Below are 12,716 nucleotides of genomic sequence, written 5' to 3' on the forward strand. Positions count from 1 at the left end.
TACAAATAAATCTTCTGGAAAATGTGGCATTCCCATACGATCTGCACTAAAGTTTAAACGTGTTGCATTCTTCTTTGGTCTAAAAAGCATTGGTGAACCATCTACATCAACAGTGGCTTTCATACCTTCAAAAATAGCTTGACCATAATGTAAAGCCATTGCCGCAGGATGTGTTGGAATACGCTCTAAAGGTTCTATTCTTGGATTATTCCATTGTCCATTTTCATAATCACAAATAAACATGTGATCGGTGAAGGTTCTTCCTAATGGAATATTATCAAAATCTAAATCCTCAACTTTAGACTTATTAATTTTAGTGATTTTTATAGTGTGTTCCATGGTAATTATAGGGTTCTGTTGGTGTCAAATTGTTCTAAATTGTCTGCAATACGTCTTAAGAAGCTTCCGCCTAAATACCCATCAACCACGCGATGGTCGAAAGATAATGACAAATACATCATGCTTCTAATTGCAATCTCATCGCCTTTATCAGTTTCAATAACCTCAGCACGTTTCTTGATAATACCCAAAGCTAAAATGGCTACTTCTGGTTGATTGATAATTGGCGTTCCCATTAAACTCCCAAAAGTTCCAACATTAGAAATGGTAAAGGTACTTCCTTGGATATCTTCAGGTTTTAAGTTGTTTTCTCTAGCTTTGGTTGCCAATGCATTAACGTCTGTAGCAATATCTTGTAATTCTTTTTTATCTGCATCTTTCACCACAGGAACGATTAAATTTCCACTTGGTAAAGCGGTTGCCATTCCTATATTGATATGTTCTTTTACAATAATGTTTTCACCATCAACAGACACATTAATCATTGGAAAATCTTTCACTGCATTTGCTACGGCTTCTACAAATAATGGTGTAAAGGTTAGCTTTTCGCCATACTTTTCTTGGAAAGCTACTTTATGTGCATTTCGCCATTGTACCAGCTCTGTAAGATCTGCTTCTACATAAGCAGTGACATGAGGTGATGTATGTTTTGAATACACCATATGATCAGCGATCATTTGGCGCATACGATCCATCTTTACAATCTTTCCTGTACCCTTATCTAAGTTCAATTGCGGAATACGATAGGCTGTTGGGTCTTCGGTAACTGTAGGCTGTACAAATTTGTAAGGGCGACCATCATTGATGTATTGAAAGACATCGCTTTTACGTAAGCGTCCATCAGTTCCTGTAGCAGGAATGCGTGCTAGCTCTTCAAAGCTAATATGATGTTCTTTAGCAATTGCTATAATTAAAGGCGAAAAGAAGGTATTGTTATTTACTGATGCTGAAATCGAAGACGAAGATGAAGTTGAAACAGAAGTCGCCAACTTAGGACGCTTAACTTTTCTTGTTTCTGTTTTCACAGTCTTCTCAGAAGTATCTGCTTTCGTTTTCTTTTTGGATTTTGTTTGAGGTACCGAACCATCCGTTTTAATGATCGCGATGGTATCACCTATTTGAATAACATCATTGGCTTGGAATAGAATTTCTTCTACAATTCCTGTTACTGTTGAAGGTACTTCAGAATCTACTTTATCAGTAGCGACTTCAAGTAGCATTTCATCTTGTTCAATCGTATCACCTACATTCTTAAACCATGTAATGATGGCTGCTTCTGTTATACTTTCACCCAACTTGGGCATTTTAAATTCTATACTTTTCAATTCTATCTTCTTTAAATAACAAGAATCAAAGATAAGAAACATCACATTTTTCTATCAACAATAACTTTACAATTCGACTTGAAAAGAAAAAAAACCCACAATAAATGTTGAGTACAGATTTTTTTTCTTTTATATTTATTTATTTGACACTTTTAATTATAATTTCCTTATGGCACATAATCTTGATAAAATTGACACACAGATTTTAAGCATCCTACAAAATGATAGCAGCCGAACAACAAAGAGTATTGCAGAAGAACTAGGAATGACAACTTCTCCCGTTTTTGAACGTATAAAAAAACTTGAAAGAGAAGGTTTTATAAAGAAATACGTTGCTATATTAGACAATAAAAAAATCGGGCTTAAACTAACAGTTTTTGTTGGCATTACACTACAAGGTCATACACGTAGTTATCTCGAAAAATTTGTAAAAGAAATCAATAACTTTCCAGAAATTGTAGAATGTCATCGTGTTAGTGGAAATTTTGATTATTTACTTAAGCTTGTTGTTGAAGACATAGAAGCTTACGAAACTTTTATTATATCAAAATTAACACTTCTTCCCTATCTAGGAAATGTACAAAGCTTGATTACACTTTCGACCGGTAAAGAAACTAATGAGATCGATTTGAGTAGGGTCTGATTATTAACACTCAACTTTTAATACTGTGAGAAATTTTATTTAAATGAGATTTCTACATTATTTCTTTCCTTGCAATGGCATTTTATTTCTTAAAACTTTCTCTAAGTGTTTTATAAGTATCCCCTTGAAGTTTTCTATCTGAAGGCACTACTCTTAGAGGTGCAACTTCTCGTAATGTTTCATGACAATCTACTGGTAATTGTTGATACAACACTGTACCTTTTGTTTTCCAAGCAATCATCTCATCACTCACTTGCTTAATCACTTTTGCGGGATTACCAACTACTAAGCTTCGATTAGGAATCACAGTTTCTGCTTTTACAAATGCCATAGCTCCAACGATACACTCATCACCAATTACTGCATCATCCATAATAACTGTATTCATTCCAATTAGGCAATTACGTCCTAAATTTGCACCATGAATAATAGCACCATGACCTACATGTGCACTTTCTTTGAGTGTTATAGATTTCCCAGGAAACATATGTACTGTACAGTTTTCTTGCACATTGACACCATCTTCTAAAATGATTTGTCCCCAATCACCACGAATAGCTGCTCCTGGACCAATGTAACAGTTCTTGCCTATAATAACATTTCCTGTGACTGCTGCCAATGGGTGCACAAAACTACTTTCGTGTACAACTGGTATATATCCTTGAAATTCGTAAATCGCCATTAAACAAAAATAATTCAATAGAAATTTAAATTCAACATATTCGAAATTTAAATAACCCTATTTAATAATTAGCTTTTTAGTGATATAAGTTTCGTTAACCTTTATTTGTATGATATAAGCACCTGTTGCAACTCCCTCTGTGGTTACAAACCAGCTATTACCTCTATAAGTAAGAGTATTTAAAGGCTTTGTAATGATAGTTCTACCATCTATATCAAATAGGCTTACTTCCTCTAATTGATAATTCTCTGAGTTTAATTGAACAACTATTCTATTCTCGTCATTAGGCTGGTAGACCGCTAAAACATCTTCTATTGATTTATATGTAGCTGTAGATAAATTAGAATTGCTAAATCTCAATGAAAATCGCCCTACATACTGATCTGAATCTAAATAAATATCAGCCTGAGCTAATCTCAGATCATAATAAATTCCTAATACACTATCATAAAGATAAACATCCTGATTTTGATCCCAATTCTCTAATTGATCTAATCCTATATTGAATATTCCTGAATTCAAAACATCAACTACTAAAGGAATTTCATCATTTGAATTAATTGATGGAACACCTTGAATTCCATAATATTCATTATCTAAATAAAACGCTATATCATTAGGAAGCACTTCATAAGTTAATCCGTCATAATACTTATCAACATCATAAGAAGCCTCTGGATCTACAGTAAGCAATATTTGTCTATGTCCATTATCAGGATTTGTCATTCCTAATCTAATTTTAGCTCGCACATCTAGCTGCACTGATTCAGTAGTTGTTGCACTTGATGTTCTAAGAAACTCACTCTGACCTGGCATTTCTGAAACATAAACACGTTGATTGTTATTGAAAGTAAAAGAACCTGTTGCAATAGCTTCTACAAAAAAACCTTGCGCTACTGGAATATATCTCCCTGGAATTTTACTAGGCACACCTCCAGAAGAAACCTCTGGACTAGGTATAGCAATAAATGGAGCTCCTACACCTCCAGAAAAATTGTACGTAGCATAACCACCTTCATAACCCGAGAGTTGATGGGTATCACCTCCATAATGTTCCCAAAAATAAAGCGTTCCTCCTAAATCTGAATTATCTATCAAAAATTGATGAGCATCAATAGCACTAGGATAAGGATTAGAGATTAAATAATTGTTATTTGCTGTTATCCCTAAGGTAATGTTACCATTGTTAGGTGTACCTAAAAAAACATATGGTTGTGCTCCTATCATTGGCTGTGTACCTTTCATGGTAAAACCTTGACCTGACAGTAAAGAAGTACTAGGCATTATTTGCTCCCAGTTTGAATAATCATTAGTTTGATTTCTAAAAGCATATAGCCATCTACTAGAGATTGTTGCTGGTGTAATATTATCACCTGGAATTCCATCACTTACAGTATCTGCAGTAAAATTTAATGTTCTAGGAGTTCCTGTTGTAGCATCATGCATTACACTACTAATATCATATCCCGAATTTACTGTAGTTCCAGAATTAGAGACTGGGCTTCCCCAATACGTGTATCTATAAAGATTAGGATTTCCATGTCTTGTTTTTCTTAATTCTCCATTAACACCAACAGTTAAGGTTGACGAACCAGTTTGTATAAGTTGTCCGTCCTCACCTAAATCTAAAACACCATTTAAATGAACCTGAGAAGTAACATTTATACCTACATCACCAGATACAGTAAAAGTAATACCTGAATCGATTATAAGATTCCCTGTAGTGAATGAATTAGTTTGAATTGTATTCTCTCTAATTATTACAGAATGTGAATTATTACTAGGTAAACCTGTTGTACCTGGATCATAAGGATCCCAAGATCCAGAATCATAAACAAATTGCGGAAGCACCTCAACCTGCAATATATTGGAATAACCTGTATTACCACACTCATCTTGTACTCTTCTTCTATAATACTGCGTAGAGGTAACTACTGGTGGATCATAAGAAGCAGTTGTAGCCCCAATTATATTAGTCCACCCTGTTGTACCATCATTACTGTATTGCCACTGATAATTTGAAGTAGCACTGTATACTTGAGCATCAGTATCTGATGCAAGAGCCAATGGATCACCTGTAATATTAAAGGTCTCACCTCCAGTTATAGAACCAGGATTAAGAGATGTAGCATTTGTAAAAGCTATATTATCTACAAAACCACGATCTAAACCTATTGAAGTACTACCGTCTTTAACATATCTCCATTCCACTGTATTAGAACCATAATCTAAAGGTAATGTAACCATCACCCATCCAATTGTTCCACTAATCGCTGCTTCTTCAACTCCATTTACATAAACCCTTAAAAAATCAAAGTTTGCCTCACTACTTACCCTCCACCTAAAGCTTACTTGAGATTTACAACTAACTGTTGTACTGAACGAGGATGTTTGGTTATGAGTAATAGTTCCAGATGCGGCACAGTCAGATCCAGAATAAGCCCAATTACCTCTACTACCCCAAAACGGTCGATTCCCACCAGATGTTAATGTAGAAGCTGAGTATTCTGTTGCATTACTCAATGTAGTTGTGCTATAACGATACTGATAAAACACCCTCATATCATAATCATTTGAGCCTACTGTAACATTTGTAGAAGTATACTGATATTCTAATGGGTTTGTAAAATTGAAATTGGAAATTTGATTTACACGGCAATCATCATCGTTAGTAAATGAGTTATTATCTGCATCAAAAACACAACGACTACCACGATCATCTTCCCAAGCATCTAGTCTTGCTCTTAATTGTGTCGCTGTAGTATTATTTTGCGCTCTATACGCATAAGTGCCTGTTTGAGTTACTGAGCCATTATAATTTCTAGTGATACATCCTGAATAAGTCTCAGCTGTATTTATGTTATCACTAAGCCAACCGTTCCAAGTGTGTTCCTCATTACCACTTTCAATTGAACAATTTCCTGCATTAAACTGAGTAATTCTTGCATTATAATCTATATTTTGAGATAAGCTTAAAAAACAACTAAGTATGCAAAAAGTAAAAACATAATAATTCCTCATAACATGGTGATTTGGGCGACACAATTTCGTAAAGCACTAAGCTTCAAAAAAATAGAATCGACATAAAGCACACTTTTTCGCTAAAGAACTATTTTATATCAAAAAAAATGTTAGTCAAAAAAAAATTAAACTACTTAATTTTATTTAAACCTTTCAAGTGTTTCTTTTGTAAATTCACTTAATACCAAACGTCCGCTAATAGCTGCTCGTTCGGCCAAAAGTGTATCCCAATCCTCAGTACCTTTCCAGAACATGGCCTTCATCTCTTTCATGGCTTCTGGATTGTAATTACATAAATTCTCTGCAAAGGCTTTTACTCCTTCATCTAATTCTTCATTACTCTCAAATACTTGTGTAAATAAGCCTTTTTCCTTTGCCCATTCTGCCGAATAAAAACTGTTGGCATCAATAGCTATTTGCGACATCCCAGTCAAACCAAGTTTACGCTGTACCGCTGGTCCAACTACAAAAGGTCCAATCCCTACATTTAGTTCGCTTAACTTAATTGACGCAAATTTTGAAGCCATACAATAATCTGTTGCAGAAGCTAATCCAACACCACCTCCAACAGTCTTTCCTTGTACACGTCCAATAATAAACTTTGGACATTTACGCATAGCATTAATCACATTGGCGAACCCTGAAAAGAATACTTTTCCGGTTGCTTCGTCATTAATATTGATCAATTCTTTAAAACTAGCACCTGCGCAAAAGGTTCTGTCTTTTCCGCTTTTTAAAACGATAACCTTAATCTCATCGTTTGTACCAGCTTCTGTGATGGTTTCAGCTAATTTTGCTAAAATATCTCCTGGCAAAGAGTTGTGAGCAGGGTGAAAAAATTCGATATATCCTACTCCGTTTTCTATATGTTGTTTTACGTAAGGCTTATCCATAAGTCTTTTCCCGAGACATCGGGAATCTCATATTTTAGCTTGTTTTCACAAACAAGCATGTTAAACATTTAATTATATTTTATCATATAAATCCTTCCATTCAGGATTATTAATTTCTATCAGTTCTATTTTCCAATCTCGATTCCATTTCTTCACTCGCTTTTCCCTTAATCTAGCTTCTTTTTCAGTTTCAAAACTTTCAAAAAAAACCAGTTTATTTAAATTGTATCTCGATGAAAACGTAGTTGGATGTACTTTATTCTTATGCTGATATAATCTTCTTTTTAAATCTTTTGTAAATCCTATATATAAAACACCTTTTGGTTTATTGGTAATTATATATACATAGAATTTCATATCTATCTTTTTAAGACACCCAATTTCTTGGGTGTTTCGAGAAGTTCTATTTGTTACAACAAATTAAACTGCTCGAAATGATGGTTCAAATGTTTTCTTTCTAATAGATACCATTCATATCTATTTAATTCTCCAAAAACGATGTTCTTTAATTTTACATCTGGATACGCTTTAAAAAATTCTATATAGATTTTACGTTGTGCTTTGAATGCTTCAATAGCTATAGCTAAATTTTCATGTTTTAAAGGCTCTAATGTATCTTTCTCTAATAAAGGAAACTGTGAGTTTTGAGGGAATTTATCGTAATTCCATAGACTATTCTTTACCTTTTCTAGAATCTTTTCTGGTGTTGAAATTTCAAAATCCTGAATTTCTCCAGCAGCAATTTTGTAGGTATGTTCTAAATGCTCAATCATGTGTTGAGGCGTCATAATTCCCCATTGCGGTTTTGCATCCTCAGATAGTTTAGACAAACACTCATCAATTTTACTATCAGTCATCTCAACAAAAGTTTCTTGATTCTTTTGTACCATGGTTAAAATTGTAGCCACAGCAACTAATGGTGTATCTCTATCTGTTTTTTGACTTTCTGGTCGGTTTTCAAAATTCGCATCAAAGACTTCAACATGCCATTTTACAATTCCGCTTGGATGCTCTGCTGTAGATACATCGCGATCAATTTTTTCTTTACAAGTTAAGCGCACATAAATGGTATCATTATGATATAATGGTCTTAAAAAACGAATACTGTCTAAACCATAATTAGCCGAGACTGGGCCTTTATTTGGATGCACAAATAATCCTGCTGCTGCGGAAATGATAAAATAACCATGAGCAGTACGCTTTTCAAAAATACTTCCATCTAAAGACGTGATATCTGTATGTGCATAAAAATGATCCCAGGTCAAATTAGCAAACGACATAATATCTGAATCTGTAATGGTTCTATTATGTGTTTTTAAAGACATTCCTGGTTGAATATCTTCCCAATGGTATTTAAAAGGATGTTCTTCAGCTTCTTTATATTTAGCATTCTGCTGATAGATTCCTGTAATTTCTGTTAAAGTTGTTGGTGTTCCTTGGATTGCTGTACGTTGTAAATAGTGTTTTACACCACGCATTCCTCCCATTTCTTCTCCACCTCCAGCACGTCCTGGTCCACCATGCACTAAGGTTGGCAATGGTGATCCATGTCCTGTACTTTCTTTAGCATTTTCTCTGTTCAACACTAAAATACGTCCATGATGACTTGCTGCATTCACCACATAATCTTTGGCAATCGCATCATCGTTGGTAACAATAGAAGACACTAGAGATCCTTTACCCATTTGGGCTAAAGTAATAGCTTCATCTAAATTTTTATAAGGCATAATGGTACTTACTGGACCAAAGGCTTCGCGTTCGTGAACAGCAGTATTTTCAAAAGGATGATCTGCTCTTAATACAATTGGACTCATAAAAGCACCTTTTGTAGCATCTGCTCCTATAGTTTCTATTTTATCTAAGCTTCCGTAAACAATCTGCGCTTCTTTAGCAATATCTTGTACTGAATTTCTAACCGCTTCTACCTGTTGTTTACTTACTAAAGATCCCATTCTTACTTCTTTTAATCTTGGGTCTCCAATAGTTACTTTATCCAAAGCTTTACCTAAAGCAATTTGCACATCTTCCACTAAGTTTTCAGGCACTATAATACGACGAATGGCAGTACATTTTTGCCCTGCTTTAACCGTCATTTCTTTACGTACTTCTTTAATAAAGATATCGAATTCTGGTGTTCCAGGAACAGCATCTTCTCCAAGAATAGAAGCATTTAACGAATCTGCTTCCATAGTAAATGGTACCGCCTCTTGAATAATTCTCGGATGTGCTTTAAGGATGCGTCCTGTTGCTGCAGATCCTGTAAAAGTTACGACGTCTTGAGACTCTACAGTATCTAATATATTACGAACGGTTCCATTAATAATTTGTAATGCACCTTCTGGTAGTATTCCAGAATTGATAATTTCTCTGGCTACTGCTTCTGCTAAATAGGATGATGATGGTGCTGGTAACACTACTGCTGGCACGCCTGCCATCCAGTTAACAGCACATTTTTCTAACATTCCCCAAACTGGGAAATTAAAGGCATTGATATGAACTGCAACACCTTTTTTTGGCACCATGATATGATGTGCCATAAAACGTCCACCTCTAGATAAATCAATTGGTTCTCCTTCTACATGATAGGACTGATTTGGAAATAACTTTCTCAAAGAGGCATTGGCAAATAGGTTTCCAAAACCACCTTCGATGTCTATCCAACTATCTACTTTTGTCGCTCCTGTTCTGTAACTTAATTCGTAAAACGCATTTTTTCTTTTGGTAAGATATAATGCTAGTTTCTTAAGCATGTTCCCACGCTCTTGAAAGGTCATTTTACGTAATTTTTCGCCACCTTTTGTTCTTCCGTAATGCAAGATTTCAGGAATATCTAAACCTTCAATTGCAACGCTAGCAAAAGCTTCTCCTGTGATTGCATCATGAATAGGTGTTCCTTCTTCAGTTCCTGTTGTCCAATGTCCTTGAACGTAATGTTGTATTTTGTTCATATCTATCAATATATAGTAGATTTCGTATCAAGTACGAAATGACAAATTCTTATAAATTCACATTTTCAATAATTGCAGCATACCCCTGACCAACACCTACACACATTGTAATTAATGCGTATCGTTTTTGTTGCTCTTGTAATTCTAAAGCTGCCGAATATGCAATTCGAGTTCCTGTTACTCCTAGTGGGTGTCCAATAGCAATAGAACCACCATTTGGATTTAACCTTGGATCGTCATCTGCTAACCCCCAAGCTCTAGTACAAGCTAGTGCTTGTGCAGCAAACGCTTCATTTAGTTCTATTATATCTATATCATCCATAGTTAATCCTGCTTTTTCTAATGCTTTATTAGAGGCTTGTACAGGACCTATTCCCATGATTCTCGGTTCTACACCAACAACAGCAGAACTCACAATTCTTGCTAATGGTTTTAAATTATATTTTTTCACAGCATCTTCAGAAGCAATAATTGTTGCTGCTGCACCATCATTTAATCCTGATGAGTTTCCAGCAGTTACACTACCACCTTCTTTTTTAAATGCTGCTCTAAGTTTTCCTAATACTTCTAAAGTAGAGTTTGGTTTTACAAACTCATCTTTTGAAAACTGAATTGGGTCTTTTTTACGTTGCGGAATTTCAACCGTTACAATCTCTTTACCTAAACGCCCATTTTCTTGAGCTTTACTTGCTTTCATTTGCGACCAATAGGCAAATTTATCTTGATCTTCTCGAGAGATATTGTATTTCTCAACCAAGTTTTCAGCCGTCACTCCCATACCATCTGTCCCATACATCGCGTGCATTTTCTTATTCACAAAGCGCCATCCAAAAGTAGAATCATACATTTTAGAATCGCCTCCAAATGCTGATGATGGTTTTGCCATCACATAAGGACCACGTGTCATATTCTCAACGCCTCCAGCTACAAATACATCGCCATCTCCTGCTTTCACAGCACGATTTGCATGAATGATTGCTGACAATCCCGAACTACACAATCTATTTACTGTTTCTCCTGGAACTGTATGTGGCAATCCTGCTAATAAAGCTGACATACGAGCGACATTTCGATTGTCCTCACCAGCTTGATTTGCACATCCCATAATCACATCATCATAAGCGTCTTTTGGAATATTTGGATTACGTTCTACTACTTCTTTAATTACTAAAGCGCCTAAATCATCTGTACGAACAGCAGATAAGGTACCTTTATAATTTCCTATTGGTGTACGAACACCATCTATGATATATGCTTCTTTCATATTATTCCCAATCTTTTTGAGTACGATAAACCACACCTTTAAATAGTGCAACCAATTCATCGCCTCGTTTTACTTCAATAACATTGAAGCCTAATTTATTATTTACTTTTTCAATAACACTTTCAGCAACGATATAATCGTTTTCATTAAGTGCTTCAATATGGTTGATACTCGTTTCTATAGAAACTGCATATTTTCCATGTGTATTTGCTGCAAAACCAAAAGCGGTATCTGCCAATGAATAACTAATACCTCCATGGGCTTTGCTCATGCTATTTAGCATGTCTTTACGAATGGTCATACCTAATTTACATCGACCTATTTCACATTCTAAAATCTCAATACCTAACCATTGACTATAGGCGTCTTGACTTAGCATTTTATATGGTATTTGTTCTCCTTTCATTAAAAGAAAGTCTTATTCTCTTTATTCATTTTTCTCAACAATGGACTACATCTATAGCGATCTTCATGGTATTCGTCGTATAACTCATCAAGTTTACGCACACACCAATCGATGCCTTTTTTATCTGCCCAAGCCAATAATCCTTTTGGATAATTAACACCCTTTGTCATGGCATTATCTATATCTTCTGCAGAAGCAATATTTAAGAATAAAGCATCTGCTGCTTCATTAATTAACATCACTAACACACGATCAAAAATGGTTTGCGCTAACGCTGTATCTTTATTTGCTTCTGGCTTAGTTGCTCCTTCAGCATAATCGTAATATCCTTTTCCTGTTTTACGACCTAAATACCCTGCTTCAGACAAACGTTTTTGTGTAAATGAAGGTTTATATCTTGAATCAAAATAGAAGGCTGTAAATACAGTTTCGGTCACCGTATAATTCACATCGTTACCAATGAAATCCATTAACTCGAATGGTCCCATTCTGAAACCTCCAAGAGATTTCAAACTCCAATCTATAGTTGCAAAATCCGCTACACCTTCTTCATAAATTCGTAAAGCTTCTCCATAAAATGGTCTTGCGACACGGTTTACAATAAATCCAGGTGTATCTTTTGCAACAGCCACTACTTTTTTCCAATCTGATATAGTTTGTACTGATTTTTCAAGTACAGCTTCTGAGGTTTGAATTGCAGGAATAACTTCTACCAACTTCATCACAGGTGCTGGATTAAAGAAATGAATTCCAACACATCGTTCTGGTTTTTGAAGTGATGCTGCAATAGATGCTATAGATAAACTTGATGTATTTGATGCGATAATACAATCGTCAGACACATAAGTTTCCAATTCAGAAAATACTTTTTGTTTGATGTCTAAATTCTCAATAATAGCTTCAATTGTCAAATCAGAATTTGACAAGGCTTTTAAGCTATCTACATATTGAATATTCCCTTGAATTCTATCTTTTTCAGTAGTATCAATACGACCCTTTTCTATAAGTCGATTTAATATTTTTTCTAATGCTGCTTTCGCTTTATCTAATGCTGCAGTATTAGTATCGTATAATTTTACATTGCATCCAGAAGTTGCTGCTACTTGAGCAATACCACTTCCCATGGTTCCTGAACCTATAATTCCTACGTTCATTTTTTTATTTATTTTGATGAAATCCTGACACAACACTTCGA

At 35.0% G+C, this 12,716-nt stretch carries 10 protein-coding genes and 1 pseudogene; 1 reads left to right on the forward strand and 10 read right to left on the reverse strand.

Going from position 1 to position 12,716, the window contains the following annotated elements; translation table 11 throughout:
- Positions 1–339 (reverse strand): annotated as a pseudogene (locus N4A42_RS00435) (branched chain amino acid aminotransferase); the annotation flags it as partial.
- Positions 340–344: 5 nt separating this feature from the next.
- On the reverse strand, positions 345–1,706 hold the full coding sequence (locus tag N4A42_RS00440; RefSeq protein WP_294068430.1) for a dihydrolipoamide acetyltransferase family protein: 1,362 nt from the start codon (positions 1,704–1,706) through the stop codon (positions 345–347).
- A 127-nt stretch (positions 1,707–1,833) separates the two neighbouring features.
- Between N4A42_RS00440 and N4A42_RS00445 the strand changes: the two genes are divergently transcribed.
- A complete protein-coding gene (locus tag N4A42_RS00445) occupies positions 1,834–2,307 on the forward strand; it encodes an Lrp/AsnC family transcriptional regulator (protein ID WP_294068432.1) in 474 nt (157 codons plus the stop codon).
- A gap of 82 nt (positions 2,308–2,389) precedes the next feature.
- Here the strand turns inward: N4A42_RS00445 and N4A42_RS00450 are convergent, their stop codons facing one another.
- From N4A42_RS00450 to N4A42_RS00485, 8 genes are all read right to left on the reverse strand, one after another.
- On the reverse strand, positions 2,390–2,989 hold the full coding sequence (locus N4A42_RS00450) for a transferase hexapeptide repeat family protein (RefSeq protein WP_294068434.1): 600 nt from the start codon (positions 2,987–2,989) through the stop codon (positions 2,390–2,392).
- Between the two features lie 57 nt (positions 2,990–3,046).
- Entirely contained in the window at positions 3,047–6,010 is a 2,964-nt protein-coding gene (locus N4A42_RS00455) for a T9SS type A sorting domain-containing protein (protein WP_294068435.1), read from the reverse strand.
- A 140-nt stretch (positions 6,011–6,150) separates the two neighbouring features.
- A complete protein-coding gene (locus N4A42_RS00460; protein ID WP_294068437.1) occupies positions 6,151–6,903 on the reverse strand; it encodes an enoyl-CoA hydratase/isomerase family protein in 753 nt (250 codons plus the stop codon).
- A gap of 72 nt (positions 6,904–6,975) precedes the next feature.
- The gene (locus N4A42_RS00465; protein WP_294068439.1) at positions 6,976–7,260 is read right to left on the reverse strand and encodes a GIY-YIG nuclease family protein; all 285 of its coding nucleotides are present in this window, start codon (positions 7,258–7,260) and stop codon (positions 6,976–6,978) included.
- Between the two features lie 53 nt (positions 7,261–7,313).
- Positions 7,314–9,851 (reverse strand): phenylacetic acid degradation bifunctional protein PaaZ, encoded by a 2,538-nt coding sequence (gene paaZ / locus N4A42_RS00470; protein WP_294068441.1) that lies wholly within the window; start codon positions 9,849–9,851, stop codon positions 7,314–7,316.
- Positions 9,852–9,900: 49 nt separating this feature from the next.
- Entirely contained in the window at positions 9,901–11,115 is a 1,215-nt protein-coding gene (gene pcaF / locus N4A42_RS00475) for a 3-oxoadipyl-CoA thiolase (protein WP_294068443.1), read from the reverse strand.
- Position 11,116: 1 nt separating this feature from the next.
- Positions 11,117–11,521 (reverse strand): hotdog fold thioesterase, encoded by a 405-nt coding sequence (locus tag N4A42_RS00480; protein ID WP_294068445.1) that lies wholly within the window; start codon positions 11,519–11,521, stop codon positions 11,117–11,119.
- Complete coding sequence (locus N4A42_RS00485) at positions 11,521–12,675, reverse strand: 3-hydroxyacyl-CoA dehydrogenase NAD-binding domain-containing protein (protein ID WP_294068447.1); 1,155 nt, start codon at positions 12,673–12,675, stop codon at positions 11,521–11,523. Before N4A42_RS00485 ends, N4A42_RS00480 begins: the two co-directional genes overlap by 1 nt.
- Between the last annotated feature and the right edge of the window lie 41 nt (positions 12,676–12,716).

It is taken from the genome of Winogradskyella sp. (assembly GCF_025210595.1).
Classification (GTDB): domain Bacteria; phylum Bacteroidota; class Bacteroidia; order Flavobacteriales; family Flavobacteriaceae; genus Winogradskyella.